At 42.2% G+C, this 26,937-nt stretch carries 28 protein-coding genes and 1 pseudogene; 5 read left to right on the top strand and 24 right to left on the bottom strand.

Annotated features, from left to right (window positions below; genetic code table 11):
- Positions 1-172: 172 nt before the first annotated feature.
- The 5 genes from UQ64_RS31500 to UQ64_RS00435 form a co-directional block, all read right to left on the bottom strand.
- The gene (locus UQ64_RS31500) at positions 173-367 is read right to left on the bottom strand and encodes a hypothetical protein (RefSeq protein ID WP_060621528.1); all 195 of its coding nucleotides are present in this window, start codon (positions 365-367) and stop codon (positions 173-175) included.
- A gap of 51 nt (positions 368-418) precedes the next feature.
- Positions 419-907: a DUF2199 domain-containing protein gene (locus UQ64_RS00450; protein ID WP_060621527.1), complete on the bottom strand. Its 489-nt coding sequence runs from the start codon at positions 905-907 to the stop codon at positions 419-421.
- 328 nt (positions 908-1,235) lie between these two features.
- Positions 1,236-2,159 (bottom strand): helix-turn-helix transcriptional regulator, encoded by a 924-nt coding sequence (locus UQ64_RS00445; protein WP_060621525.1) that lies wholly within the window; start codon positions 2,157-2,159, stop codon positions 1,236-1,238.
- A gap of 432 nt (positions 2,160-2,591) precedes the next feature.
- Positions 2,592-3,086 (bottom strand): cysteine hydrolase family protein, encoded by a 495-nt coding sequence (locus UQ64_RS00440; RefSeq protein ID WP_342447555.1) that lies wholly within the window; start codon positions 3,084-3,086, stop codon positions 2,592-2,594.
- Between the two features lie 88 nt (positions 3,087-3,174).
- Positions 3,175-4,098 carry an NAD(P)/FAD-dependent oxidoreductase gene (locus tag UQ64_RS00435; RefSeq protein ID WP_060621522.1) on the bottom strand — a complete coding sequence of 308 codons (924 nt, stop codon included), beginning with the start codon at positions 4,096-4,098 and terminating at the stop codon, positions 3,175-3,177.
- Positions 4,099-4,447: 349 nt separating this feature from the next.
- Here UQ64_RS00435 and UQ64_RS31495 point away from each other — a divergent pair, with 349 nt between their 5' ends.
- Complete coding sequence (locus UQ64_RS31495; protein WP_209445670.1) at positions 4,448-4,645, top strand: hypothetical protein; 198 nt, start codon at positions 4,448-4,450, stop codon at positions 4,643-4,645.
- Between the two features lie 237 nt (positions 4,646-4,882).
- On the opposite strand, the gene UQ64_RS00425 is transcribed toward UQ64_RS31495, so the two are convergent.
- The 12 genes from UQ64_RS00425 to UQ64_RS00370 form a co-directional block, all read right to left on the bottom strand.
- On the bottom strand, positions 4,883-5,848 hold the full coding sequence (locus UQ64_RS00425; protein ID WP_060621518.1) for a glycoside hydrolase family 43 protein: 966 nt from the start codon (positions 5,846-5,848) through the stop codon (positions 4,883-4,885).
- 52 nt (positions 5,849-5,900) lie between these two features.
- Entirely contained in the window at positions 5,901-6,755 is an 855-nt protein-coding gene (locus tag UQ64_RS00420) for a carbohydrate ABC transporter permease (protein ID WP_060621516.1), read from the bottom strand.
- Positions 6,745-7,731 (bottom strand): carbohydrate ABC transporter permease, encoded by a 987-nt coding sequence (locus UQ64_RS00415; protein WP_060621514.1) that lies wholly within the window; start codon positions 7,729-7,731, stop codon positions 6,745-6,747. The genes UQ64_RS00420 and UQ64_RS00415 overlap by 11 nt, the downstream gene beginning before the upstream one ends.
- 62 nt (positions 7,732-7,793) lie before the next feature.
- On the bottom strand, positions 7,794-9,200 hold the full coding sequence (locus UQ64_RS00410) for an ABC transporter substrate-binding protein (RefSeq protein ID WP_082650922.1): 1,407 nt from the start codon (positions 9,198-9,200) through the stop codon (positions 7,794-7,796).
- A 201-nt stretch (positions 9,201-9,401) separates the two neighbouring features.
- Positions 9,402-10,583, bottom strand: coding sequence for an extracellular solute-binding protein (locus tag UQ64_RS00405; RefSeq protein ID WP_082650921.1), 1,182 nt, complete (start codon positions 10,581-10,583; stop codon positions 9,402-9,404).
- A gap of 141 nt (positions 10,584-10,724) precedes the next feature.
- Complete coding sequence (locus UQ64_RS00400) at positions 10,725-11,528, bottom strand: response regulator transcription factor (RefSeq protein ID WP_060621511.1); 804 nt, start codon at positions 11,526-11,528, stop codon at positions 10,725-10,727.
- Positions 11,525-13,294, bottom strand: a complete 1,770-nt coding sequence (locus tag UQ64_RS00395) for a sensor histidine kinase (protein ID WP_060621510.1) — start codon at positions 13,292-13,294, stop codon at positions 11,525-11,527. The genes UQ64_RS00400 and UQ64_RS00395 overlap by 4 nt, the downstream gene beginning before the upstream one ends.
- Positions 13,295-13,578: 284 nt before the next feature.
- Positions 13,579-13,950, bottom strand: a complete 372-nt coding sequence (locus UQ64_RS00390; protein WP_060621509.1) for an iron chaperone — start codon at positions 13,948-13,950, stop codon at positions 13,579-13,581.
- Between the two features lie 58 nt (positions 13,951-14,008).
- A complete protein-coding gene (locus tag UQ64_RS00385) occupies positions 14,009-14,443 on the bottom strand; it encodes a hypothetical protein (protein ID WP_060621508.1) in 435 nt (144 codons plus the stop codon).
- Positions 14,427-14,645, bottom strand: a complete 219-nt coding sequence (locus tag UQ64_RS00380) for a helix-turn-helix transcriptional regulator (RefSeq protein ID WP_036681352.1) — start codon at positions 14,643-14,645, stop codon at positions 14,427-14,429. Before UQ64_RS00380 ends, UQ64_RS00385 begins: the two co-directional genes overlap by 17 nt.
- Positions 14,646-15,250: 605 nt before the next feature.
- Positions 15,251-15,844 carry a chloramphenicol phosphotransferase CPT family protein gene (locus tag UQ64_RS00375; protein ID WP_060621505.1) on the bottom strand — a complete coding sequence of 198 codons (594 nt, stop codon included), beginning with the start codon at positions 15,842-15,844 and terminating at the stop codon, positions 15,251-15,253.
- Between the two features lie 105 nt (positions 15,845-15,949).
- Positions 15,950-16,744, bottom strand: coding sequence for an aminoglycoside adenylyltransferase domain-containing protein (locus UQ64_RS00370; protein ID WP_280818134.1), 795 nt, complete (start codon positions 16,742-16,744; stop codon positions 15,950-15,952).
- 481 nt (positions 16,745-17,225) lie between these two features.
- Here UQ64_RS00370 and UQ64_RS00365 point away from each other — a divergent pair, with 481 nt between their 5' ends.
- Entirely contained in the window at positions 17,226-19,490 is a 2,265-nt protein-coding gene (locus UQ64_RS00365) for a PQQ-dependent sugar dehydrogenase (RefSeq protein WP_060621498.1), read from the top strand.
- 125 nt (positions 19,491-19,615) lie between these two features.
- Here UQ64_RS00365 and UQ64_RS31860 read toward each other — a convergent pair.
- From UQ64_RS31860 to UQ64_RS00350, 4 genes and pseudogenes are all read right to left on the bottom strand, one after another.
- Positions 19,616-20,012 (bottom strand): annotated as a pseudogene (locus UQ64_RS31860) (NUDIX hydrolase).
- A gap of 1,283 nt (positions 20,013-21,295) precedes the next feature.
- Complete coding sequence (locus UQ64_RS00355) at positions 21,296-22,018, bottom strand: DUF3885 domain-containing protein (RefSeq protein WP_060621494.1); 723 nt, start codon at positions 22,016-22,018, stop codon at positions 21,296-21,298.
- Positions 21,961-22,191 carry a DUF3885 domain-containing protein gene (locus UQ64_RS32760; protein ID WP_425339560.1) on the bottom strand — a complete coding sequence of 77 codons (231 nt, stop codon included), beginning with the start codon at positions 22,189-22,191 and terminating at the stop codon, positions 21,961-21,963. Before UQ64_RS32760 ends, UQ64_RS00355 begins: the two co-directional genes overlap by 58 nt.
- A gap of 168 nt (positions 22,192-22,359) precedes the next feature.
- Positions 22,360-22,569: a hypothetical protein gene (locus UQ64_RS00350; protein ID WP_060621492.1), complete on the bottom strand. Its 210-nt coding sequence runs from the start codon at positions 22,567-22,569 to the stop codon at positions 22,360-22,362.
- 166 nt (positions 22,570-22,735) lie between these two features.
- On the opposite strand from UQ64_RS00350, the gene UQ64_RS00345 reads away from it, so the two are divergent.
- Both UQ64_RS00345 and UQ64_RS29770 read left to right on the top strand, forming a co-directional pair.
- Positions 22,736-22,924: a hypothetical protein gene (locus tag UQ64_RS00345; RefSeq protein WP_060621490.1), complete on the top strand. Its 189-nt coding sequence runs from the start codon at positions 22,736-22,738 to the stop codon at positions 22,922-22,924.
- Positions 22,925-22,968: 44 nt separating this feature from the next.
- Positions 22,969-23,166 carry an IS3 family transposase gene (locus tag UQ64_RS29770; RefSeq protein ID WP_425339559.1) on the top strand — a complete coding sequence of 66 codons (198 nt, stop codon included), beginning with the start codon at positions 22,969-22,971 and terminating at the stop codon, positions 23,164-23,166.
- Positions 23,167-23,246: 80 nt separating this feature from the next.
- On the opposite strand, the gene UQ64_RS00340 is transcribed toward UQ64_RS29770, so the two are convergent.
- The 3 genes from UQ64_RS00340 to UQ64_RS00330 all read right to left on the bottom strand — a co-directional run bounded on the left by UQ64_RS00340 (position 23,247) and on the right by UQ64_RS00330 (position 25,810).
- A complete protein-coding gene (locus tag UQ64_RS00340; RefSeq protein WP_060621488.1) occupies positions 23,247-24,347 on the bottom strand; it encodes a DUF4179 domain-containing protein in 1,101 nt (366 codons plus the stop codon).
- Positions 24,344-24,868: a sigma-70 family RNA polymerase sigma factor gene (locus tag UQ64_RS00335; protein ID WP_060621529.1), complete on the bottom strand. Its 525-nt coding sequence runs from the start codon at positions 24,866-24,868 to the stop codon at positions 24,344-24,346. The genes UQ64_RS00340 and UQ64_RS00335 overlap by 4 nt, the downstream gene beginning before the upstream one ends.
- Before the next feature lie 585 nt (positions 24,869-25,453).
- A complete protein-coding gene (locus UQ64_RS00330; protein ID WP_060621486.1) occupies positions 25,454-25,810 on the bottom strand; it encodes a hypothetical protein in 357 nt (118 codons plus the stop codon).
- 173 nt (positions 25,811-25,983) lie between these two features.
- Here UQ64_RS00330 and UQ64_RS00325 point away from each other — a divergent pair.
- The coding region (locus tag UQ64_RS00325) for an IS110 family transposase (RefSeq protein ID WP_060621484.1) at positions 25,984-26,937 on the top strand (954 nt) is incomplete at its 3' end.

Genomic DNA, 26,937 nt, shown 5'->3' with positions numbered 1-26,937 from the left:
AAATTGAAGGTTTTTTTGGCATGCTCATTTTAACTATACCACATGATTTAAAATCACTTTACTGGTAATGTTGACAAGCTATTAGCTGGTATAGCTTAATCGACATTACGCACCGAGTCCGATGGACTTAGCCTTGCAGGGTTGTCAGCTGATTACGCTTCACCGAAAACCCTTAGCAGATCAAGAAGAGCAACTGATTTAGTCCAATACCTTTGCTTACTAGATCTACTAAATAAGCTAAATAGAAGTTATCAAATTCCATTTTGTCTTTTACAATCTCAGCACCTAATTCAACTGATATTTCAATCGATTCTTCAATGTTTTCCACTTCAATTTGAATTCTATTTCCATGGGGATAATCGAACACAGTGTTATAAGATGTCGGCAGCTTCTTCGACTATACTTTCAAATTCTTCTCTTACTGACTATGATTTATTAAATGAGCAATTTCTTTAACTCTCCCCATAGTAATTCCTTCTCTTTGTTCAACTGCAAGTGGATGATTCGTTTGTTCTAATTCTATTAACGGAACAGCACCAACTTCTTGTGTATGTACCATTGTCTTTAACGATAATGTAGTTATTGGATATATTGAAAGTTCAGTCGATAACCAACCAAAATAAGGTATTTCAGTTTCCCTTCCTTCTACGTGCAATAATTCATTAGATTTCAAAAAGTTTTCTTCACTAAGAGAAACCCAAACACTCCATATAAATTTCTCATCACTATCAATTATTGGTATTTCGATATGTCCTCTAATAAAGAAATGCTGTTCATCAATTACACAAAAATCTCTAATTAATTCTGTTCTTTTCTCTTCTGGTACAGTGTGAAAATAATAGGGTGCTTCACTTCCGTAACATAAAGGAAGGTCACTTAATTCGTTGTTACAGTGAGGGCATTTCATGTTCTCTGCTCCTTATAGTTTCTCGCCGATTTCTTATAACGTCTTATTCGCGAAATTACTGAGTTATCCTGCCCTTTACTTCAATAAAAACGGCAGCTGATCCTCTGATCGGCTGCCTTCTTGTTGCATTGAACTATCGTGTTCCTTTAACTTAACGCCGTTGCCTAGTCCAGAACATTATTCTCACAAAATTTTGGAAGGTTTCTGTGTAATGCTCGTTCACAATGATCCGAAAATCCAAACAAAAAGCTACCGAATTTCAAGCCGGTAGCTTTGAAGATCGCCGAAGGTCTATGCATCACCAATCTCCGATCTCCGATATACGTGTCTACTTTACTTTATTTAATAAGTTTGTCACCATTCTGCTCAATGTCCCTTGATCGACGAAAGGAGCAAGGCTTGCCAGCAGATCTGGGCTAAGATGTTCAGCTTCGACTCCGTCGATCAACTTCTCGAGATTTCCTCTCTCCAGAAAAGGTGCGAGGCTTATGATCAGGTTCGCATCGATGGTGCCATCTGCAACCCGGTCTACCAAGCGGTTTAACGTTTCTCTGCTAATAAAGGGTGCCAGCCCTTGAACGGAATGCCAGCTCAAGCTGCCCTCTTCTGCTTGTTGTACCAACCGATCTACATGTTCTCTTTCAAGAAACGGGGCAATTTCAACAAGATTGTGCACTTCTAAGGAACCGTCAAGCGATTTATCTACCAGTCGGCTTAATGTGTCGCTGCTGACGAACGGAGCGAGTCCAGTAATGGCATTCCACACAATTCCGCCCTCTTCTGCCTGACGAACCAGATCATCCAATGTACCTGTTCCAAGGAACGGAGCCAGCCGTATGATCACGTCTAACTTAAGGACGCTGCTGTCTAATCGTTCTGTAACCTTATGCAGAGCGCTTGCTTTTACAAACGGCGCTATTTCTACAAGCTCTTCCACCTCCACCTCACCGGTATTGACCATCTCTGCAACTTGGTCCGGCCTGTTCTCTGCGATCTCCTCAACGATCGTTCCTAGGTGCTGGTGCTCCCGATTTTCTGCGTTGTCTCCTGCATTTAAAATGTCGTCTACCGTTTTGCCGAATAACCTCGCAAACTGCGGAAGCGTTCCGATATCCGGTAGCGAGTCGCCCCGTTCCCATTTCGATACCGCTTGATGACTTACATTCAGTTGATCGGCAAGTTCCAATTGGGTCAGATCCTGGTCTTTGCGAAGCTTCGATATATAAGCTCCAATTTTACGCAAGTCGAGCATTGTATACCTCCAATAAAACAAAATGTACAGTGCGCACTGTCGAAAACAGCATAGCATTTTCGCAAACGCAATCCTATCAAGAGATGGTTGAATTGTCACATGCGCTTTATTCAACTGACGGTAGAATTGTCCGGATTGAAAATCGCCAGAGAGGATAGACATATGATCCAATAGCATCTGCGAGATCTGGAATCCACACGCCCTACACTACTTTTGTCACTTTCATTTATAGGTTTTTTTCTACAAATCATTTCCATTATCCTGTCCGTTAACTTAACAATCTCAGTCGTTAGTCTAAAAGGGGACTTTTCTTATCTAAATAAATATAGAAAATTCAATTAGTGAAGGACGATCCTATAATAAAATGGAGTTACATATTAGTTATCTAATACGTAACTCCAATTATTATCATTTGCTTCTATTAGTAGAATCTCAAGCAATGTTCTCCATTAAGAATTCGATCACAGGGTAAGAGATCATATGCCGATCACGGTAAATTGAGGTAATAGCATCTGGCCGTGTGCTAAGAATTGCCTTCTGTAAAAGGGCTGCTTGAAAGCCTCTTTCTTGTGCACCGTTAATAGTAAAGGTTATACAATGTTCTGCGGCGAAGCCCGCAACGATGATAAATTCAACACCATGTTCACGTAGCAGTTGTTCCAAATCCGTTTTCCAAAAAGCATTAGAGAATTCTTTCGTCATCTGGATATCCGTGGGTGCTACTGTAATTTCCGGTATACTATTTCTTGCTTTTGGATCCGTATCCGCATTCGCCCCTTCCATGTCTTGTATATGGATGACGATTTGGTCCTTCGCACGAAGTAACCCAGACACATGATTAATGTATTCACAGGCCTCACTTACATTTAATTTCTCCATATGATCGTGTAAGAAAAGGTTTTGCATATCAATAATTAGGAATCCAATTTTTATTTTGAACTACCCCTCTCAGAACAAATATAGTTTCTATATTAATCTGGATGTAGATTCAGCACAAGGGAATAAATGAATTAGACTATTTTGTACAATAGCACCATATGTTACACCATTCCTCTTCATTTAGTTCGTTGTTAATGCCGACCCCAGCTAAGGAGCCCATAGAAGCGGCAATAATGGCTTGATGAAGATGTGTTGCTGCATCACCAGCACTAAAGACTCCAGGAACGTTCGTTTTACCTAGATTATCTACGATAACTGTTCCAGCTTCTGTGATCTTGCAACCGATAGCTTGCGGCAAATCTGACCCGATCATAAGCTTCGGTCTGAAAAATATCCCCCTACATAGGATACTAGTACCATCCTTCAGAACTACTTGCTCCACCATACCGTCATTAGATTCGATCAACTGAATCGGTGAGTTAAAGACAGGAATGTTATGTTGATTTAGCTCATCGCGTTGTGCATCCGTCAAGTCATCAGATCCATTAGTACATATGGTAATCTTTTTCGTCCAACCAGATAACACTTGGGCCATATGCGTTGCATCGGCTCCCTTAACAATTACGACAAGAGGCTGATCTCTTAGTTCCCATCCATCACAATAAGGGCAGATAAAGGCGCTTTTGCCATACACATCTGAGAGCCCCTTAATATCCATCGGAAGATCCTTCATCCCTATGGTAAAGAGCAGCTTTTTGCTTCGATAGGTCTGACCCTGAACAGTCGTAATTTGAAAATCACCATCGGTTCCCGTAATCAACAGTGCGGTATCTTCCGCAAAAGTAACGGATGGATAGGCACTAATCTGCTCCTTCGCAATCCGCCTAAATTCGCTTGGACTTATAGAATCTCTAGTAAGAAAGCCATGCGTTTCTCGAGTAACCCTATTACGTGCGCGTCCTTCATCAATAACAACTACACTTTTTCTTGCCCTGCCTAGCACCAGAGCTGCATTTAGACCTGCCGGTCTTCCGCCAATAATTACACAATCATGAGTCATCCTAATTCTCCTCTTCGCTTTTCAATTTACATTAAAGATATTAAGGACTTATGTTATCCTTTATTTTCTCAAAAAAAGAACAAATCCCCTTTGGTATTAATTATAGACTTTATGAATCCATAATAACTTTTATATATTTAAAAGGCAAGGATTTATTCTATACAATCATTGCCCCTTCTCATCAAATGAAAAACATGTAGGAAAAAGTATGAACCAGAAGGCGGATATTATTTAGTACATGGGACTTTTACATGGGATACTAAAAACAACAAATACACCCCTGCATTATCGAGCACTAATTTAATAACCAATTAATATAGCTCCGAACGTAATCACCCACAGTAACGGGATGGCACTAATAAAAAAGATAGTAATAGATTTAAACTTTCCCCTAAAGAGCCAAGATAAAATCGAACAAATTACAACAGCAACCGGATACAAAGAAACAATTATCATTATTGATATTCCCCATGCTGAGATTCCATTGTCAAAAACCATAAAGGATAATCCCCAAATTATGAACCAGGGAATTAGCGATAATAAATAAAAGGCTTGAATAACTAACAAATAGAATTTCATCGCTTCAAATCCTTTACGCTTTATTCCATGATTATACATCTGCCATCCATAGGGCGATAGCCTACAACGTGAATTCAGCGTTAGATAATGAACATGCCTCCTTTTACGTACTATTTGAACAAAAAAACATCCCTAATCCAATTCGGATTCCGGGACGCTTTAGAAAGATAATAAGCACTCAGCAATATTTGTGTGAGCCTTCTGATCAGAGTACTACTGGCCGAATTCTGCCGTCTTCTTCATAATGGAGCTCCGTAAATTTCATACTGCGTTTATGGTCTACGCCGCCAGACAGAGATGCATCATGATAGAACAGATACCATTTTTCGTTAAATTCCACGATAGAATGATGGGTCGTCCAGCCAACGACTGGATTCAGGATCGTTCCTTGAAAAACAAAGGGGCCGCAAGGCTTATCACTCACCGCGTAGACGATCTTATGGGTCGTGCCCGTGGAGTACGAGAGATAGTATTTCCCTTTGTACTTGTGCATCCATGGACCCTCGAAGTATCTCCTGTCTTCATCACCCGCAAGGATGGATTTCCCTTCTTCATCAATAATGGTGATCTCCTGAGGGGCAGATTTGAATGTCAGCATGTCTACACTCAGCTCACCCGCCCAAGGACCATAAGCCGGTTCCTCTGGGCCCTTTTCTACCGCATCTTGCTGAAATACACCGTCTTGCCACTTTTCTAATTGTCCGCCCCATAAGCCACCAAAATACATGTAGGCTCTTTCATCCTCGTCCACGAATACGGCTGGATCGATGCTGAAGCTCCCTTCGATATAGCTTTCTTGAGCCTGGAAAGGACCAGACGGAGAAGTTGACGTAGCCACTCCGATGCGGAAAATACCTTCTTTATCCCGGGCCGGGAAAAACAAGTAATACGTTCCCTTCCGGTATGCAGCGTCAGGTGCCCACATTTGCTTCGAAGCCCAAGGCACATCCCGTAGATGAAGTGCTTCTCCGTGATCTACACAGGGGGACGTAGGATTTTCCAAAGAAAACACATGATAATCTTCCATCGTATATTGGTCACCATTATCATTCGTAGGTCCATCATGGTCGATATCATGGGATGGGTAGATATACAGCTTGCCCTCAAATACATGAGCGGAGGGATCGGCTGTATATAGATGGGTAACTAATGGTTCATTTTTTGTTGCCATAATAGGATTCTCCTCCTCATTGAGATTACTTAATTGAAGCCAGCGGCTGAGGTTATTCTTTGACACCACCAAGCGCTACGCCCGCGATAATGTATTTGGATAACAAGAAATAAACCACAAACAGCGGTAAAGCTGTTAAAGCCAGCCCCATATAGATCGAGCCGAACTCCGTTTTGTAGATATCACCTCGGAGCAAGCTTACCATGATTGGCATGGTATATTTCTCCTTCTGTGTCAGCAATATCAACGGCATGAACAGGTTGTTCCAGTTAGCCACAAAGGCAAAGATGGCCTGTGTGGCTACTGCCGGCATCATCAGCGGTAAGATAATCCGGTTGAAAGTGAAGAATTCACCAGACCCATCTACGCGCGCAGCTTCCACGATCTCTATCGACAGAGTTGCGAGCAAGTATTGGCGCATGAAGAACACCACAGCCGGTGCAGCAATTGCTGGTAGAATCAGCGGAAGAAAATTGTTGGTCCAATGTAATTTATACATGAACTGATAGAATCCAATTGCGCTTGCCTGGGAAGGAATCATCATCACGCACATGATGAAGGTGAAGAATGGTCCCCGCAGCTTCCAACTGTAGGTCACGAGCCCATAGGCCGCCAAAGACGAGAAATAGACCGTGCAGAGGGTTGCAGAACTTGCGATAATGAATGAATTCATGAAGCCTTGAAGCGGATCGAAGCTCTTATCGAGCAACACTCGCAGGTTGCTCATCATGTGGCTCGAAGGAAGCAGAGAAAGTCCGCTTTGAATTTCCGGTGTAGAGCGTGTGGCATTTACAAACATGATCCAAAACGGCAGGATACTGAGCACCGCCAAAGAGATGCAAACAACATAGATAATTGTCTTGTTGATCTTTCGGTTAACGGTTCCGCTTTTCTGATTATTTGCCATGTGTTACACCTCCCTCACGGGCTGCCATAGCAGCTTTTCTATACTTTTGTTTTTGTATTTTTTTAAGTCTTGACGCATCGCGGTCACGCATCACGTAGAACAGTATTCCAGCCAGTACTGCCGAAATCAAGAACATGATCATACTCGCTGCTGCAGCACGATTGTACATGTAGCTGCCCTTGAATGCTTGCCCATAGATAAACATGGACGTGGTAAGCGTAGAATCGTCCGGTCCGCCTGCAAGGAATAATTGCGGAATATCGAACATGGTCAAACCACCCACCATCGATGTAATCAGTGTGAACAGCAATATCGTACGTAGACTTGGCAGGGTGATGCGGAAGAAGGTTTGAAACCCGTTGGCCCCGTCAATCGATGCAGACTCGAAGAGTGCAGGATTTATACCCATAACGCCAGCAATCAGGACGATCATGGTGTTGCCGTACCACATCCAGAACTGGATGAACGAGACAATGCCCCGTGCTGTCGTCTTATCCTGCAGGAAGAACACCGGAGCGTCAGTCCATCCCAACATTTGAAACAAACTGTTTACAGGACCCATTGGATAGGCGAATAAAGTGCTGAACAACACGGCAATCGTACTCGCTGTGATGATATTAGGCATATAGAGCAGAACCTTGAACAAGCCTTGTCCCTTTATGTTGAGACGCTTATTCGTGAACCATGCGGTTAGCAAGAGCGCGAGAAGCATCTGGGGAACGAAGTTAGTAATCCAGAGCAATCCAGTGTTGATCAAAGACTTCCGAAACGAAGGATTATCAAAGAGAAGATCTTTGAAGTTTTGAAAAGGATTGTCAAGAATATGGATCGGTTTTGGTATGATTCCTTTCATATCGGTGAATCCAATGACTGCGGTATATAAAATGGGATACAGTGAGAAAATCAGAAATGCCAGGACAAACGGAAAGGTAAAAATATAACCGTATTTCGAATAGTTCACATTTTTGCGGCGCATGCTCTCACCTCTTTAGTTGATATGAAGGGGCGGGATTACTCCCCCGCCCCTCCGAATCCTTCTTATTCGCTTTCAATGCCAAGTTGGTCTTTGACTTGTTGCTTAAAGGTTTCGATCGCTTTGGCACGGTCCTTATTGCCTGCTGTGTATTCACGTACTTGATCACGCCAGAGCTTGTTGATTGTTTCGTCATACTGGGTCAAGTTCTTACCTGAAGCATTTGCGTTGGCTGGTACGAACACGTCGAACATGTTCTGACCGCCGAGCAGTGGAACTTCGCCGTTTGACTTCGACATGACAACGGAGGATGCAACGCTGTCCTTCGTACCTTGCTCGCCTTCCTTCATCGTACCGTTAGCCCAGTAATGTTGGAGTCCCGTTTCGGAGGTGTCGAGGGTAATCCACTTCACAAAGTCCGCAACAGCCTGTTTCTTGGCTTCGTCCTTGGTGACGTCTTTGTTGGCAAGCAGCCAAGTGCCACCCCAGAAGAAACCTGTCGGTGGTTCGGAAACAGCCCAGTCGCCATTCGTGTCTTTTACTTGACCGTTCATCACGTAGTTGATGAGCCAAGCAGGACCGAAGAAACCGAAGATCGGTTGAGCGCCGGCACCGGACATATCCGCGTACCATGCTTCCGTCCAGTCTGTCGTATCGTTGTGATAGCCATTGTCTTTCAGCTTTTTAGAAAGATCCAGGAACTCTTCACGCTTCGGATCGATATGAAGCTTACCATCAACAATCCAGCCTTTGTCAGAGCTGTTCTCGATCGGGTGCCAGATATCGCCATCGCCAGAAACGATACCGTATCCCTTAGCTTTCAACTTCGCGGCTGCATCGTAGAATTTATCCCAGCCTGGTCCAATTTCAGTTTTGATGGTGGCTGGATCATCTGTTCCAAAAACATCCTTCGCAATGGAGCGGCGATAGATAAAGGCGCCGCCAGTCGCTTGATAGCCGAGGGCTTTTAATTTACCGTCTAGGCTGCCGATATCAACCGAGTATTGCGCGATGCCAGCATCCTTAACCATTTGGTCATCAAGGCCCATATCAGAATAGTTGGCTGCATAGCTGGATGCGTCCCCTTGTGTATACTTGAGTACGAATGCTGATTCAGCTGCATAGATGTCCGGAGCATCTTTTCCTCCAGCGGACAGAGCCTGATCAAGCGCAGGTTGATAAGCGCCGTCGGTGGTTGCGATAACTGTAGTTTTGAACTCTACATTCGCGTCAGGATGAGTCTCCATATACTTCTTGGTCATATTAGGAATCTCGTCCGTAAAGCTCCAGAGATTGATAGTGACTTTCTCACCCGTTCCTTTTGATGGAGCTTCGGTAGTATTGGCTGCTGGTGCAGGCGTTGAACTTGGGCTAGATGAGTTGGAATTTGAGTTCCCACCACATGCTGCGAGAGCAGATGACATCACGAGCAATGTAGAGATCCCCACTAAACTACGTTTCATACTTTTCATACTTTGCCTCCCCTTTTGTATTGACACTTCGGTTTCTTGTAACCGCATACATAATTATAGATCCTGCAATCCTTAAGCATAAGGACACCCTCTTTAGGAAAACTTCCACTATTTTTAGATTCAGTTCTATAGAGCGCAAAAAAAGAGACATCAAGGGATCTATCCCTTGGCGTCTCGATTATCTGTTTATATTTCTGATCATTACTTATCTGCTTTTAGTGCATCATCCTGTTTCTTGATGAACTCTTCTGGCGTGACGGCTTCGCCGAACAATGCCTGAATCTGGTTCATGTGTATAGTAGAAGCGACCGGTTTCATTTGTGTATCTAGATAAAGAGTTACTTTATTAGCCTTATTTAACTCGTTTAATAGATCAATGAACATTTGCGGTAGCTTGATGGCCGCAGTATCTACTTTTGTAGCCGGGATTACACCTGCATTGACAACAGAATGCTCTCCCCACTTTTGAACGAAAAAGCTGACGAATTCTTTGGCCTCCAGAGCATGCTTAGAATTTTTGGAAACGAACAATCCAGTGCCCGGACCACCGACCCAATCGTCCACGTTGCCTTTGCCGCCTTCAACTGTCGGGAACTTGAAATACCCGATGTTGACTTTAAATTCTTGGGCTATATTCGTAGTAGTCGTGAAATCTGGCAGCTCCCAAGTCCCTGTTACGAACATGGCTGACTTTCCGTTCATGAACTGTACCTTGGCTTCATCATTGGATAATCCGTTGTAACCTTTAATGAATGTGTTCAGGTTTACCAGCTCTTGCACTTGTCTTGCAGCCTCTAGCAAGGAAGGGTCTGTGAAGTCCTGATCCGCAACAGCTTTATCCATCAAGTCCGGTCCCCCGATACGATCAGCCAAATACATGTACCAGAAGGAAGCCGGCCAACCGTCCTTACCGCCAAGAGTAACAGGTGTTATGCCATTGTTATTCAGTGTTCGAATGATCGCTTTGAGATCATCCAAGGTTTGGGGAGGCTGCAGATTAAATTCCGAAAAAATTACTTTATTATAATAGACCGGTACTATGTTTAGTTCGACAGGAAGAGCATACGTCTTCCCATCAAAGGAGTACCCCTCCGTCGTACCGGCTACGAATTTTCCTTTCAACTCATCCTGTAAAAGATCGTCCATAGCTGCAAACTTATTTCCCCTAACATAAGGATCCATAAAGCCTGCTGCCCAGGTAAATCCGATGTCCGGTAGATCGTTAGATGCGGCAAGCACCTTCAGTTTGCTTTTATACTGCTCATTTTCAAGAACTTCCGTCTTGATGGTGATATTCGGATTATCTTCTTCAAACTCTCTGATGATTTCTTTTACCATTTTGTTTTGCGCGGAGTTATTGCTATCCGGCCATAGATGCATCATTTTTAAAGTGATTTTTTCGCCATCGCTCTTGGTGCTATTCCCTTTGTCCCCATTGCAAGCTGTTGTTATCAATAACAATGTTAAGAAAAGAGTGCTATATAATCCGATTCTTTTCGTAGATCTCCCCCCCTTGCTGAGCCATTATTGGATATTCGCTTCTGTACCATTCCTCATGGAAGAACGATACTGCCCTGGACTCATTCCTTCGTACTCCTTGAACAGCTTATTGAAATATTTAACCGTCTGGTAACCCGTAAGGCTTGCAATTTCCGCTATAGGCAGATTCGTTTTCAGCAATAATTCCTTTGCTTTCTGCAATTTTCTACGGGCAACGTATTCGCTGAAATTCATCTGGCATTGCTCCTTGAAAAGAGAACTGAAATAACTCCCGTTCAGATGAACAAGTCCGGCTACTTCCTGCAGGCTGATCGCCTCTTCTATATGCATTTCCACATAGTCTATCGCCTGACGGACCGGATCGCTTAATGCGGCATCTTCATCTCTTATGGCCATTAATTGTGGATCGGCCATCTTCCGCATGAAGCCGATATGTTCCTGCTCTTCCCCAGCCTTCAGGGCATTCTCCACAGATGTGATTAGCTTTTCCCGGCTGGCTGGCTTGAGCAAATATTCAACTACGGACAACTGAATCGCTTGCTGAGCATACTCGAACTCGGCATGACCGGAGATGAGAATAACGGATGGCTGACGCTGTATTTTTTTATCCCTTATTTGGCTGACTAAAGAAAGACCACTGATTCCCGGCATGCGGATATCCGATATCATAAGCTCCACCGGTATTTCCTCCAGAATTTCCATAGCCGAGATCCCATTGCTTGCCGTAAGGATTTCATAATGACCGGCTGCCCACACCTCTAGTATTTTCTTCATTCCTTCTCTAGATCTCGGTTCATCGTCGACAATAAGAATTGTTCGGCTTCTCATGGCATTTTGTCTCCTCGAACAGGAATTTTGATGTTTATACGGGTGCCTTGACCCTTTTGGCTATCGATGGTCATTACTGCACCCTGCTCATTCTCTCTCGAAAAAAATAGTTGAAGCCTTCTATGCACATTAGCGATTCCGACGCCGGAATCTTTTGAAGAAGATACCTTTCCGCTATCCAGCCCTTCCACAAGAGAGCGCAGCATCTCCTCGTCCATGCCCATCCCGTCATCTTCCACCGTAATGGTGACCCATTCTTCGTCTCCAGCAACCGTTAGCTTTATCCATCCCGATTCGATCTTGCTCTCGACCCCATGCAATACGGCATTCTCTACAAGGGGCTGCAGCAACAGTCGAGGTAACTCCACATTTGAAAATTCAGAAGGAGCCTCAATTTCCCACTCTAAGCGATCTTCAAATCGCATCTTCATAATAAGCAGATATCGCTTTACATGCTCCATCTCATCCTGTAACTTCACCCATCCCCCTTTACTCGATCCGGTGATCGTATAGCGGAATAAATCAGACATGGCGACAACATACTCCGCCAGTTGATCTTCATCCCTATCCAGCAGCGACCAGTACAGAACATCTAGGGTATTAAACAAAAAATGCGGATTAATTTGCGCTTGAAGTGCCTTCAACTCCGTATGACTCCGGGATAACTCCTTCTCATAAACCAACTGGATCAGCTCGTTGATATTATCAACCATTTTGTTATAGGAATAATTTAGTTCCTGAATTTCCATAGTGGACGATACGTTTTCGATAGGCTTCAAAATGCCGAGGCGGGTACTTCTCATCGCTTTGATCAGCCTGAACACAGGTCTAGTAATAAGAATAGACAGGAAAAAAGAAAGCACGGTGAACAATAAGGTGCCGATCAAGGCCGATACTACGATGGTCGTACGCAAGACCGATATCCCCTTGGTGATGACGTTAACCGGGGTTAAGATGAGCAGCGTCCATCCCGTTACGGAAGATCGCTGTTTGACGACGATAAAGGACCGCTTGCCGATGGAAACGTTCTGATTTTCGGATTCCTCCACCAGCTTTGCAGCAGTCTTTTGTGAAATAGTGTCATCATTAGACGTGATGAACTGACCATCAGGGGCGAGGAGCAATACTGTTTCTCCATCCCCCTCCCCGGATAAAGAGTCTTTAAGTGCAAACTTGTCTCGGTCTGAGCGAATGAGTAAATAGCCTCCAGTTGTGAAATGCCGATCGATAAGGCTGATCTGCCGAATCGCTACAAGCGATGTAGAATCAAGCGGATCAATACCGAACCAAACGAGACTGCCTTCCTTTCTCGTCGCCATTTCGATCCAATCCTCGGGTACCTTATCTCTAAGCGTGCTGCCGTCGAGAGGATACAGCCTCACACCGTCTTTATTATAAAGCTCAACAGATTTGATACCGTCCGTATAGATTTGGACCAGATTGATAATAGATGGCAGCGCTTGCCGTTCCGTAAAGGTAGCAGGATGACCCTCTATATCGCGTAAAAGGAGTTGCTGAATATAATCGTTGGTCGATACCAGCGTCGTCAAAGAATTGATCTGTTCGAGAACGCTTTCCAAACGGCCGTTAGCCTGAATCGCGGTTTGCTGAATATGCTTCTCCGCATTGTTCTTGAGTAGCGTCGAGACTGAATGGAACGTAATCCCTCCAACGAATGTCAGAATGATGAGCATGACGGCGAGGAAACCGAGCAACATTTGATTTCGCAGCGTATTTAACTTTAACATCGACAGTATCCGCCGCATGCAGTCTCTTCCCCTCTTTATCATGTGAACATGAGATGATCGTCCTCTATCCGTAAAAAGTAAGGGCTTTCAACCTTTTCAGTCATTATATTAGCATGTTTGCTAATGATCCGCTAAGAAAGAATTATGGATTCGACAAAAAGAACTAATATTCTCGCCCCCAATAACGACTAGCGAGCATATTAATCCCATTTCCAGTAACCTTTCATATAAGAAAATCTTACTCCTAAATAAAAAAATCCCGATGATGTCTTCATCATCGAGACTAACTACTGCTTCATTTTTTATTTTCGCCAAAAAGTTGAACAATCTGCCTTGTCCATAATGTTAAACTCAATCATTTTATCAAGCAATGAGAAATCAACCGGGCTATCCCACCCGATCCGTAACAACTGCTTGGTGTGATCATAGCCAGCCTGTACAATTGCATCAGAGAAATGATTAATCCCTGCGATTTCAGGCGCAACAGCCATATGTTGTTTGGATACGCTAAAGCCAATAATATAGGTGTCGTGATCGGTGAACATAGGCTGATTCCACGCAATTTTCGGTTTTAAATCTGTGAATTTCTTAGTTACCCAACCCAACACCTCTTCCATTCGCTCCCGATGCTGCGGGTTATCAATTTGCGTTAAATATTCTGCGAAAACCTCCATGTCATTCTCTCCTAAAAAAATATTTTTGAATGGTCTAATTGATGTGACGTCATTCCAATTACATTCTCTTAGCATAATAATTAAACAGGAAAATTCCTAAAGAGATTTGAAAAACAAAAACACCACATAACACAGTGACTACAGTTTGATCTACTCCCATTAAACTAAACACAACAGTTAGAGCAATTAGGATGTAAAAGTTAACAATATTAGTTTTCCAACCCGCTTTTTCTCTTATTCTTATTTTCCGTTCGTCATTAGCCTCAATTTTACTCATTCTAATTTTCTCATCATTCTTTACTTTGTTCTGAGGCTTATTAAGCCATAACGAATACACCATATTTCCTACTCCAAGCACTGTGAGGACTGAACCCACACCAATGAGCAAACCGGAAATGCCTTTTAGCTTCTCGTCAATTAAAATAAATCCACCCATATAAACCATAATAGCACCTGCAATTGTTAAGAGCACCCATTTACTTACCGTTTTCATTTCCCAGCTCCTCCTCGTAAATGAAAATATCTTCAATACTCATTTCAAAAAATCGAGCAATCTTAAATGCAAGAATGATGGATGGGTTATACCGGCCATTTTCAAGTGAACCAATCGTTTGCCTGGATACTTCCAATTTATCCGCTAGTTCTTCTTGTTTAATACCTTTTTCTTTTCTAATCTCTTCAAGCCTGTTTTTCAATACCTTACCTCCTGAAGTAATTATGGAAAGTTAACTTTCCATAAGAATAACATATTGGACTGCGCATGTAAAGCTAACTTTCCATAAAAATTATGTTGAGTGCTGTCATGACTTTCTCTGTAACTTCCTGAGCTAAGAATATACACTTAGCCGAATCTCGCAATATATTAAGAGGTTTTTGTTTCCGTGATCCTGCTGGCTCTTGTACAGTCCTTTTTTTCATTTTGCTTTACTCGTGATAAGGTTTCACGGGAAATAACACAGTTTAAGACGCGGCATGTTGCTATTTTATCTGTAGAATTGGACATGAAAAAACGCCACCTGTTAACTCCCTAATAGGAGTACGCGTGACGTTGTGTGTTTCGCGTGCGACAACTTATGAAAGAAAGCTTCAATTAGCCTATAGCTTAGCTTACCTCAACAATATGCCATCCAAACGTTTGCTTTTTAAAAATAAAAAATCACGATGACTATTCACATCATCGGGACTAACGTAGTCTATGTTAAAAGAAAATAAAGTATTAGACTTACTCCAATAAAAGAAACAGCGGCAGCCGAGGGGGATAGCCCCAATGCTTGAATATGGTGTTATCTGGATACGCCATCTAGAAAACACTAACATTTTTTTTACTTAATTTCTTAAATACCGAGTATTCCTTATTGGACTTAATAAAACTTAATATCTTTTCGGCACATTCTTTTGGATTCATCTCTTCAGTATTTACTTCGAGGTCATATTCATCAAAGCAATATACTTTGCTAAACTGTGAAGCTGCCAGTCCAATTTTTCTATCTCCTCTTGCTTGCTCTCTTCTTATGAGTTCTTCTTTCGAGCATATTACACCTATAAATAACGTAGGCTGATCGAAAAATTGATCAAGAAACTCATTAAACCTCTTGTCATTGTCGATTACGGTATCTACTATTACATTAAAACCCATTTCTGATAACAATTTAATTGTCGAATGGTACACTGAGAATATGGAATCATCAAGTATTTGTGAGACAACTTGATGATCTATTTCTCTTGGAGGTTCATCTGGAAATTTATTATTAATAAAATCATTGTAATTATTAAAAAAATCATCAATTGATAAATGATAAAAAGGAATCTCTTTCTGATTTATCAGTTCAGTAGATATGGAGGTCTTTCCAGAACTTGAAGTTCCATTGAGATAAACTAATATCCCTTGCTTCAATTTAATCATCCCTTCAAAAAATAATCTTTGCGTATTTTTCAGATAACGTTATATTCACAGTTTATAAAATTATCCAACTCAGAGAATATTCTAGAAACGATTGAATTATCCTGCCCGGGAGCGTAACGATACGTTTTGCTTTATTTCTTGTGTCATATATTCAACAAATGCTAATAAATTTTGTAAATCAGGATTACTATTGCTTTTTTCTCCGTTGGCTGTTTCGTCGGTGTATGCAGTTAGACAATGCTTAACCAAGGGCTGGAATCTTTGAGGCAAATATGTTCTCCCCCATTCTCCACCCTCTCGCTTTGAAGATATCTTACCTTCTTTTACATAATAAAGGACTCGGCAGAAATTTAAGGTTAGGTACATAGGAGTAAGGTACGCAGGGGGATTGTCGATGATCTCATCAGCACATCCTTCCACATCGTTTAAAATGGAGTCGAGGTAATATTGACTATTAATCGGTTCATAAAGCTCACTTAATGGTTTTCCATATAGGGTTATTCCTCTCTCATAGGCAACAACAATTTGAGAGGCTAAATCCTTATCTTCAAATCCCCCGCAAAGATAATTCTCATCTGTACGATATTTTTCCCTATGATAATCAGAGTAATGGAACTCAAAAGGTGTGGGATAAACAAAAGTTTTTAGGTGCGTTTCTAAGATGATGGTGAATTCTATTCCACGTTCATTAGAAATCCCAGACATTTCATCATGCAAAGATAAAGCTATTTTTGCAATCCTAGAGTTATTTACTGGTGTGAGCTTTTCTTTTACAACAACTAAAAAATCGACGTCACTTTTTAAGGGATTAAAGCACCCCATTGCTAATGATCCATGCAAATAAATACCTAACAAGCTCCCTTTAAGCTCTTCTTTAAAAAGTGCAACTATTTTATCTAATAATGCCTGTGTGTTTATATCAAGTCACCTTCCATATTTTATCATCTAGTATACTAAGTATAATTCAACTGCCATTTCCATCAAGGTAATATTTATTTATATTCAATTAATCTGCCCGTTAGCGTAACGAAAGGCTGTCTAGCGACAGCCCCTCTCAGTGTTGAACTATAGTGTCCCGTTAGCGGAATATAATTTTGCCTTCCTTCATGACAAATTTAACCCTTCGAAGATTGTCTATATTAACTAAGAGGCTCTTTCCCGCAATTATAAATAAGAAGGGCATCATAGAATTGGACTGCTTGTGTATAAAAATTAAAAATCTTATTTTTTTGGGATTGCATTCCTTTTTTATCCATATGTGGTAAAATATAAACCGAAAGTGTAAGCGGTTTAACTTTGAGGGAGGAGGAGTTCATTGTTTGTTAAAGCAATCCCCTATTGTCATTCAAAAAACTAAAAAGGAAGTGTAGCGATGATTACACGAAGCAAAATTATGGCTTTAAGTCTCTGCTTTTGTATGCTACTCGCTTTATTACCTACATCAGGCTTCGCTGAGGCAGAGGTTGAGGAAGAAACTGTGGCAGCTGCTGTACCGAATCCGTGGAAGCAAAAAAATATCGGTTCGCCAGCAATAACGGGCAGCGCTTCTTACGATCCGGCTGCTGACCAATTTTCTGTAAGCGGCGCGGGCACGGACATTTGGGGCAAATCAGATCAGTTCAATTATATGTATCAGCCCTGGACGGGAGACGGCGCAATTATTGCCCTTGTCTCTTCTCAGACCAATTCACACGATTTCGCGAAAGCGGGTATCATGATAAGGGAAACGCTGAATGCTGATTCCAAGCATGTCGATTTACTATTGACGCCTACCAACGGGTTCACCTTCCAGTACCGGACTGAAACGGGCGGAACTTCCCAAAGCGTTAAAATTGCTTCGACGAGCCCAGCCTGGGTAAAGCTAGAACGCAAAGGTAACGTCATCAAAGGATATGTCTCCAACAACGGTTTGAACTGGGGCGATTTGGGCAACTTGACTCTAAACATGAATGCTTCGTTGTATGTAGGATTGGCTGTCACCAGCCATAATGTATCCAGTTTAAGCACGGCCACCTTTGACAAGGTGAAAGTAAACGCTACCGGAGATGTATTCCCGCCTACCGAACCGACAAACTTGCAAGCAAACAGTGTAACGGATACAACCGCTAAAATATCCTGGACCGCATCGCTGGATGATGTTGGCGTGAAGGACTATGACTTGTACAAAGACAATGTATTGACGCAAGCGAATGTAACGGCTACTACCTATACCTTTACCGGCTTAACGCCGGATACCACATATAATTTCACTGTCAAGGCCAAAGATGCGGCAGGGAATATTTCCAATGCCAGCAGTCCTCTAACAGTGAAAACGACAACCCAAACCGATACGCAGGCCCCAACTGCCCCGACAGCACTCATAAGCTCAAGCAAAACATCTTCATCAGTCAATTTGACCTGGACGGCATCGACAGATAACGTAAGCGTCTATGAGTACGACATTTATAGGAATGGCACATTAGCCGGTAGCACGCCTGCGACATCCTTCAATGTAACAGGACTTACGGCAAATACCACGTACAACTTTACCGTAAAAGCAAGAGATTTAGCAGGAAACATATCCGCGGCAAGTAATGCGTTGTCAGTCAAAACCAACCCTGCCTCTTCCGATCCTTATACACCAGAGGTTGTCGCAAACAACCTGGAAACACCATGGGCTATCGATTTTGCACCGGATGGACGGATCTTCTTCACGGAACGCAACAGCGGAAGAGTTCGTGTCGTTGTGAACGGGAATTTGAAATCAACGCCAGTCATTACTCTGGGCTCACCTTTTTATTACATGCCTAAGAGCGAAGGCGGCTTATTGGGACTGGCACTCGATCCTAATTTTGCCACCAATCATTACATCTATATCTACCATTCCTACAAAACATCAGACAATAAAGTAGCCAATAGGGTCGTTCGCCTTAAAGAAAATAACAACATCGCTACACTAGACAAGGTTCTTATCACTAATCTTCCTGGTGCGGTCTATCACAATGGCGGCCGTTTGAAAATAGGCCCGGACAACAAACTGTATTTCGGTGACGGCAACTACGGAAACAAAGACGATACGCTGACTTACCTCGGAGGAAAAATGTTCCGTCTGAATTTGGACGGCACCATTCCAAGCGACAATCCGTTTGGTGCCTCCTCTCCGATTTATAGCCGGGGACACCGCAATCCTCAAGGATTAGCATGGCAGCCTGGAACGAACCGTCTCTTTGTATCGGAGCATGGTGAATCCTCTAAGGACGAAATTAACTTCATTGAGCCCGGTAACAATTACGGTTGGCCTAAATATGAGGGCGGGAATCAGAATCAACCAGGCATTACGCCTCCGCTTATTTATGCCAATGGCACAACCTGGGCGCCCTCTGGCATAGCTTTTGTAACCCAAGGGCCGTGGGCAGGAAATCTTCTTGTTACCAATTTAAAAGGCAAACAGATCATTCGCATGGTAATTGGAGAGCAAAACGGCAAGCCGACGATCAACAGTAGTGATCTTAATTATTTGTTTTTGAATAAATACGGCCGCATCCGCGACATTGTCGAAGCCCCAGACGGCTCGCTTTATTTCGTCACCAGCAACAATGGCGATAAAAACGGTGACGGCACTCCGGATAAACTTGTTCGATTGGCACCTAACTTTTAGCGAATATGAATAGATGAAAAAAGCTATGCAGCCAGCGCGTGCCGATGCTCAATCGGCGCGCGCTGTTTGTGTTTAGCCTGTCGTTCTTCCTCACTTCTATTAATCAAAGTTGAAGAAGAACGAGGTTAAACTTGAAATGTATAAGGTGACGAGGATGTAAGTAAACCTTCTACTCCATCTGAATGATATGGCATTAATTCATTAGCTCTTTGTATGTCTATCCATTTTATTTCTGGAATTTCATCTTTATCTTGAATTGAAATTTCTCCATCTATGCTTTAAAGGTTATGAATAAAACGTGATGCCCCTTTTCCTAAAAAAATCGCTTCATTAGCAGCTACAATTTTCTCACTTCAATTGTTAAACCTGTTTCTTCTTTAGTCTCACGAATAACTGCCTGTTCTAAAGTTTCCTTGTTCAACTGCGCCACCAGGAAGCGACCAACTCCCTCTAGTTATTAACCATCAGGATTTTTTCATCTTCCTTATAAATAAAAGCATAAGCTACATCTACTCTGAGCATTTCTTACTATCACTTCTAAGTTTTAAGGTTCAATTAATTAAATCATAACAGAATTTTATTCAACTAATCTGCCCGTTAGCTGAACAAAGGGCTACCTCTCGGCAGCCCTCTCATTATTGAACTATAGTTCTCCGTTACTTCAATAAGGATGTGCTTTAAAAGTAATCAGGGATATCAAGTGATATGGAGTCGATATCATTTTCTTTTGAGTAATACATACAAACACTGTCTTTATATTTTTTACTATCATTAGGTAGTACAATAAAACCTAATCCTTTGTAAAATTCTATCCCAATATCACTATAAAGGAAAAAGTTTTTACACCTTTCTTCCTGTTCAAGTTTATTTATCGTTTCTTTGACCAATAAAGAAGCATATCCTTTTTTTCTTAAATATAAAGGGGTAGCGATTGAACCAATCCCTTTTACAATTTGGTCTTCAGAAAGATTTAGTTCATATACGATGAGGGAGCTTAATAGTTCTTTGTATCTGTTGCTTCAAGAACGTACCACTTTCCCTTTTTATACTTATTGGAGGCCTGGCACATAGTTATATATTCTTCATATGGCAGATTATCTGCCCAAACATCATATCCCATCTTAAAATTTCTATCATTTCCTCTTTTGTTGCTCCCCTAATTTTTTTCAAAGTACCTCTCCTTCTGTTTTTTATGCGGTTATACATTCTTTTCGACATTAAGCTTATCAAGACCTCTATTCTCCTGAAGCTAAACTGCCCTTTAGCTTAACGACAGAAGGAGCAGCTGCCGCGGCAGTAAACTGCTCCCAGGGTCTCTGAACTAACGTTCTCCGTTAGTCATTCATGCAGCGCAAGATCGGCGCTGCACCACAGAGGATGAAAATGGATACCTATGACTATACTGTTTTTACGGCTGGCGAAGAAGTTCGATAAGCTAAGGTGCCATAGAGCCCAACCGTTAGTCTGACTCCGACCACCACGGTGCATCACAGAATGTCGCACCCTATATGGGTAGCACTCATGCGAGATTAATCCTTTTTTGGTTGTTGCACCAGCCTTGCCTTTATGTTTGTTGTCAGTATGATTAAAGATCTTACAATCTTTATATGATTACTCACGAGGCTCAGCCTTTTTTTAAAAATCCTTATTCTGGGTCTACTTTAATATGCTCTTTTTCGAGTTTTAAGCTTCTTTTATTTTCATGGGAGCTTAATGACCATTTAAACGTTACTCTTCGATGTATATACGTTTTTTGTCCAAATATAGCAAAGGATTTACACTCTTGTGGTTTACCCTTATCCACATTAGTTTGATCTTTCAATTTTCCAGCCATGATATATGCCACGATATTTTTTTGCATACAAACTCATTAACTCACTTTGATAATCAATCAAAGCAAGTGCCTCTGTTTTAACAAGATCGTAGATTATTGTGTTGCTTACTTTATATTGCATCGTTAAACTAAAACCAGTTTGCCCCGTTTCTTCTTCAAATGGAATACTTTTGTTTGCAGGCATTTCAAGTGAATGAATAATATGGCAGGTATTTACCCGATATAAGTTTATCTGCGTTTCTTTTATTTTGACTTCATTATTGGTTTGGCGCAGCCTTTTCTCATCCTCACTTTCGGAGTAACCGACAAGTCCTTCTCCAAACAGTCCATCAATATAAATGCGGTTATAGTCTAGAATCCATTTTCGATTCTTATGGTACAGGGGAAGCAACGCTTCTTTATTATTAGCATAGACGTCGCAACCACGATCGTCGTACATATGAAAGAGAATTTGTTTCGTTACATTCAAAAGATATATATTTCCACGCACTCGTGGCTTCCTTCGGAAATCTTTGTTCCCAAGCGCTGTAATTAAATAGGAATTACTAATATCTTGGAAAGTAGTTTTAACTATAAATTCGTTTGTAAGAAATTCTATGTCACTTTCATCATGCTCATATGGAATAGTCTCTAGTGTCAGATTGCGTATAGATTCCTTTGATTTAAAATAACGACGCTTGCAGGAAGTTCGCATAGCCTGTTACCTTTTAAAAAGCTAATTCTATTCACAACATGAACTTCATCATCATTTGAAAAAACGAACTTTAAAATACTACTAGCTCGATAATTCACTTCATCAAAATAAGCTGAATTTTTTAATGGATTCAATCCAAGTTCAAATCGAATCCAAAATTTCTGTTCTATCATTTGATTCACCGTGTTCACTTTAAGTAAAGACCTCGCTTATTTCCAAGGATAATTCCAATAAAATACCCCTAGATTGTTGTAAATAAAATGATTAATCAATAAATTATCTGCCCAGTACATCCTAATCAAAAGACGGTAAGGGTAATTGAACTATTGTTCACCGTTAGCTCAAGGCATGGCGTACTTCTCTTCAAACTCTTTTATTAGTTCATCCCTTTTATCTTTTCCCACAAGAATCCAAGTGTCATCTTGAATTCGAGTTGATATTAACTTTTCAGCAGTATCAATTCTTAGGTTTTTACCAAAAGGCATTAATGCGAGAGAGCAAATAAGTATAATTACGACTGCAATTCCTACAACCATTCGTTTTAAATTCATGCTTTTTCCTTCCAAGCCATTCTAAATACTTAAACGAATATAGGAAGAATTTGTTGCGTTAAACTGCCTGTTAGCTTAAAGAAGATTTTTCATCGAGAGTCATAGTGATTGTTGCACAGTACGAAGATACTGAGCAGTAGACGCAAACTGTAAAGGAGTGAAAACGATGCAAGTTAGATTAGAATCTTTTGATATTAAGAGGATTAAGGAAATAGCGGTATTAGAAGGGTTAGATCCTGAATCATTTGAAACTGAAATCTGGAGTATCGTATCCGCAGCTCTTGTTACATTTAGACGTAATTTGATGGAAGCTCAGCGTCAGCAGATTCCCAGTACGAAGAGCGAGGATGATTAATATGAGTTATTTCAAAGCAGAAAGAAAAGGAATTATTTATGTGTGTGAATCATCGAATTGCCAGGGCGATACTTTTTTTTGCGATCATAAGCAGCACGTTCTACCTCGAAGATCTTATGTGTACAACGACGGCAATCGTTGAACAGACCGTTCGAGACTACATCACCTACTATAACTCAATTCGGATTCAAGCGAAACTAAATAACCAGTCGCCGGTGGATTTCCGACGACTGGCTGTTTAGACTTGCAAGGTGTTTTGATCCCTGTCTCATAAACGGGGGTCAGTCCCAAGTCATCTGCCGGAGATTTTTTTGCCAATCTGCTATTGTACAGGCACTGTAAATTCAAGCTCGGGAATATATACTTTATTTTCTCTGGAGCGGATATACGGCTTTACGGTGACCGTTTTCGGCGTGGCCTCCATCGGCTCAAACATGGTTGTATAGGATAAATAATCTCCTTCACCCGAACCGCTGCCTCCGATAAATGCCGGGGTTCGCCCCTGCTCATCGGTAAGATCAAAATCAATATTAAGGAACCCTGTGATTTTATATTTATCCGGAATCTTTTGCTGAAACTCCCGAACGTATTCACCGGGCTCACCCCTAATCTCGACAACCAAACGGGTCGTCGTTTGGCTAAGCTCGATTCGCTTGATTTTCATGTGGATATGATCGTGTGTCTTCATCTCTGCCGGGGTCAGCACGATACTGTTCGTATTATTCTTTTTCACCGAAATATTGAATTCGAAATCCTGATTTAGCTTAGCTATTCTGACCACCATGGAAAAATCGAACTCGTCGGGCACCTCTACCGATTCAAAGGTGGTAACAATGAGGGAGTCAGGGGCCTGGTCTCCGCCGGAGGAGATCCCCCAGCTGGTATTTACCGGTTCACCGTTGATAAAAAAGTCGATGTTGTTCACAAGCCCTTCCGGACCCTTCTCGCTCCCCCACAAATCATAAAAAGTTTCATTCGCGTCCTCCGGCATATCACGGGTCAACACCAGGGATAAACGGCTCCCGTCATACATCAGTTCGGATACACTAAGCGTTACTCCTTGATGGGTAACCGTCTGATGGACAGCTGCAGTCATCCCTTTCTCATTCGCGGTTTGCAGCCCGAGGTCTCCCGCCAATCTGAATACACTGTCTACGAAGGGAATTTGTTTCAAGGTTTGAGCCATCGCAGGTGAAATGAATCCCAGACTGATGAAAATAACTCCCCCAGCCGCCACACTTGCCGTTGTAATCATAACATTCCGCAGCCAGCGGCTTTTTTTCTTGACAGAGACAGGCTTCGGAGGTACGCTGCTCAGCATTTGATAGGTTTGATCCATACGGACACGTACTAATTCCGGCATCTCTTCAATCCTCTGCTCTTTCAAGATTCCCAGATCAAGCTCAAGTTCCGGATTGCTCATGCGTTCACTTTCCTTTCTGCGGGGTCTGCAAGCCATCCATATAACGTTTTCCTTGCCCTGTGCAGCCGTGTCTTGACCGCGCTCTCGGACAGCTCCAGGATGTCTGCAATCTGCTGCAGCGGAAGATCCTGAAAATAATGCAGGATAATGATCGTCCGCGACACTTCCTCCAGCCGGTAGACCGCTTCGCGAAGGTCGATAGCTTCAACTTCGGTGGAAACCGTTTGCCTCTGGGGCAGCTCGGTCATAGTGATATTCTGCGCACGCTTACGTAAAATCAAATTGCATTCGTTGATCAAAATACGAAACAGCCATGTTTTGAAAAAATAGGGGCTGTGCAGCGTTGAAATGGCCTTGTAGGCCTTCAATACCGTTTCCTGCATCGCGTCTGCACAATCCTCATCCTTCTTCACAATCGATTTCGCCACATTGTACATTTGCAGCTCCAGCCTTTTCACAAGATGGATGAAAGCTTCCTCGTCTCCTTCCTGCGCGCGCCTGACTTCTTCCTCTTGATCAATATCCAACCGTCAGCCTCCATTCTCTATGAGGTCTTATTGTTCATTCGTTGTCACTGTTTCTGCTGATTAGATGTATGAGACGGGTAAAAGGTTACATCTATATTCTTAATCTTCAAAAAACTGCGGCTGGCATTTTCGCTAAATGCCACAATCAGAACCGTATGCCAAGCCGCGCATCTTGCCCGGAATTTTGGACTGACGGGGGCACCGGTTCATGCCGGATTCCAGCCCGAAATGAGAAACTTAAGCTCGGGAGAGACGCAGGAACGTGCCAGACCTCCCAATTAAATGCGATTCTGCATGCTAATTTCGGCCAAATCTCTTTATTCCGGTAATTATAGGCAAATCTGCACACCAAGCTCGTTTTCGATGTCAGTGAGAGCATCCTTATAATAGTAGATGACAAAGGAATTATAAAGGGTTATCCAAGAAGCAGATTTTATAAACAATAAGTTTACTGCACAGTACGAAGATATAAGGGAGTAGGAGTATCCCTCCTCTCCCAATAGATAGGACGCAGTTGACACAAACGGGTAGTAAAGAGGGATAGTACGGTGAGAAAACTCAGAAGGCAATCGTGTTCTATTAGCGTAAAATCGGTTCTTCCTTTACTTTCATCGGGAATAATTCCGAAAAAGTCGTATACCAATCAGTTCGGTTGGATTTAATCATTGCCAATGCTTCTTTCAATGCAATCTCTGTCAGAGTTCCTAACTGTGTATAGTTGATGATACTTCTTCTTAACCAAATATCTGCTAAAGATTCTCCTGCACTGGCTCTTATCATGTGATCGAATGAAGCGTTATTTGCTACTTTCATAAGAATTTGTATCACTTCATCGTCATCAAATTTGGATAAATCCATAACGGCATCGTCAATTTCGTCATCTCTTGAAGTGTCGTTGTAAATAACCGATATCAACATTTCTTTATCTGTCTTCACCGCTGTCATTCCTTTCAAAATTATACCGAATTTAATGTTGCTCTAAACTGCCCGTTAGAATTCCTGTAGAATGAATAATTTGGCCTTTGTACAAAAAAGAGCACCTCTGTAACATGGGAGTTGGATACGGGTCTACAGCCCTTTTAATTCACCATCTAGGAGGTCGCTCTACTATGAAGTTTAAAGCTCAGGACAAGCAAAATCAACTCATTGAAAACATTTCCTCTTTGCATCTGGTTGTCGGTGTAGATATTGCCCAGGAGATGCATGTCGCTCGCGCAGTGAGCTATCGGGGAATTGCGTTGGGATCGCCGCTTGAGTTCGGCAACCATGACGAGGGCTTTCGCCTGTTCGGACGCTGGATTCAAGATCTGCTCAAGTCTTACAAGCTGAGCGAAATCATTGTGGGTATGGAACCCACTGGACATTACTGGCTGTGCCTGGCTCGTTGGCTCTCAAACCAAGGAATTGAGGCTGTTCTCGTTAATCCACACCTCGTTAAAAAGAACAAAGAAAATCGCGACAATACCCCATCAAAAAGCGACCGCAAAGATGCGCTCGTTATCGCGGATATGGTCAAAAACGGCTACTATTCCCCCGTACGATTCAACCCGGAAGCCTACGAGGAACTGCGGATTCTTATGGCCAATCGGGACACGGTTACCAAACGCCTTAACAGTGCCGTTAACCAGATTCATCGCTGGGTAGATATTGTGTTCCCAGAACTTCGGCATGTCTTCAAAATTCTCACCTGCACTAGTAGCATTGCCACCTTAAGGCTGTTTCCTCTCCCGAAAGAAATTAGCCGCTTAACGACAGAGCAAGTCATTTCTGGCTGGAAGCAATATGTGAAGCGTCATGCGGGTTTGCGGCGGGCCGAGCAGCTTATTACACTAGCTAAATGCAGCGTTGGTGCTACAAAGGCGCTACACGCCTACAAGTTGCACTTGGGTCAACTACTCGAAGAATACGATTTGGCACAGCACCAGCTTGAGCAGATTGAACACGAAGTACATCTCGTATTGGAGTGCATTCCCTATGCCCAAAAATTGCTTACCATTCGAGGTGTAAATGTAACCAGTCTAGCCGGCGTGTTAGGAGAAACCGGTGATCTTAGTGGTTACGCA

Source organism: Paenibacillus etheri, from assembly GCF_001012825.1.
In the GTDB taxonomy this organism is placed as follows: Bacteria; Bacillota; Bacilli; order Paenibacillales; family Paenibacillaceae; genus Paenibacillus_AQ; species Paenibacillus_AQ etheri.
Note: the sequence above shows the minus strand (reverse complement) of the source record. Positions and strands in the feature narration are given on the sequence as shown.

What these genes read in the sequence shown, in the direction of transcription:
- UQ64_RS00450 (WP_060621527.1), bottom strand. Translation starts at nt 907, where the DNA reads ATGAAATGCCCTCACTGTAACAACGAATTAAGTGACCTTCCTTTATGT.
- UQ64_RS00445 (WP_060621525.1), bottom strand. Translation starts at nt 2,159, where the DNA reads ATGCTCGACTTGCGTAAAATTGGAGCTTATATATCGAAGCTTCGCAAA.
- UQ64_RS00435 (WP_060621522.1), bottom strand. Translation starts at nt 4,098, where the DNA reads ATGACTCATGATTGTGTAATTATTGGCGGAAGACCGGCAGGTCTAAAT.
- UQ64_RS31495 (WP_209445670.1), top strand. Translation starts at nt 4,448, where the DNA reads ATGGCACTAATAAAAAAGATAGTAATAGATTTAAACTTTCCCCTAAAG.
- UQ64_RS00425 (WP_060621518.1), bottom strand. Translation starts at nt 5,848, where the DNA reads ATGGCAACAAAAAATGAACCATTAGTTACCCATCTATATACAGCCGAT.
- UQ64_RS00420 (WP_060621516.1), bottom strand. Translation starts at nt 6,755, where the DNA reads ATGGCAAATAATCAGAAAAGCGGAACCGTTAACCGAAAGATCAACAAG.
- UQ64_RS00415 (WP_060621514.1), bottom strand. Translation starts at nt 7,731, where the DNA reads ATGCGCCGCAAAAATGTGAACTATTCGAAATACGGTTATATTTTTACC.
- UQ64_RS00410 (WP_082650922.1), bottom strand. Translation starts at nt 9,200, where the DNA reads ATGAAAAGTATGAAACGTAGTTTAGTGGGGATCTCTACATTGCTCGTG.
- UQ64_RS00405 (WP_082650921.1), bottom strand. Translation starts at nt 10,583, where the DNA reads ATGATGCATCTATGGCCGGATAGCAATAACTCCGCGCAAAACAAAATG.
- UQ64_RS00400 (WP_060621511.1), bottom strand. Translation starts at nt 11,528, where the DNA reads ATGAGAAGCCGAACAATTCTTATTGTCGACGATGAACCGAGATCTAGA.
- UQ64_RS00395 (WP_060621510.1), bottom strand. Translation starts at nt 13,294, where the DNA reads ATGCGGCGGATACTGTCGATGTTAAAGTTAAATACGCTGCGAAATCAA.
- UQ64_RS00390 (WP_060621509.1), bottom strand. Translation starts at nt 13,950, where the DNA reads ATGGAGGTTTTCGCAGAATATTTAACGCAAATTGATAACCCGCAGCAT.
- UQ64_RS00385 (WP_060621508.1), bottom strand. Translation starts at nt 14,443, where the DNA reads ATGAAAACGGTAAGTAAATGGGTGCTCTTAACAATTGCAGGTGCTATT.
- UQ64_RS00365 (WP_060621498.1), top strand. Translation starts at nt 17,226, where the DNA reads ATGATTACACGAAGCAAAATTATGGCTTTAAGTCTCTGCTTTTGTATG.
- UQ64_RS00355 (WP_060621494.1), bottom strand. Translation starts at nt 22,018, where the DNA reads ATGCGAACTTCCTGCAAGCGTCGTTATTTTAAATCAAAGGAATCTATA.
- UQ64_RS32760 (WP_425339560.1), bottom strand. Translation starts at nt 22,191, where the DNA reads ATGATAGAACAGAAATTTTGGATTCGATTTGAACTTGGATTGAATCCA.
- UQ64_RS00350 (WP_060621492.1), bottom strand. Translation starts at nt 22,569, where the DNA reads ATGAATTTAAAACGAATGGTTGTAGGAATTGCAGTCGTAATTATACTT.
- UQ64_RS00345 (WP_060621490.1), top strand. Translation starts at nt 22,736, where the DNA reads ATGCAAGTTAGATTAGAATCTTTTGATATTAAGAGGATTAAGGAAATA.
- UQ64_RS00340 (WP_060621488.1), bottom strand. Translation starts at nt 24,347, where the DNA reads ATGAGCAATCCGGAACTTGAGCTTGATCTGGGAATCTTGAAAGAGCAG.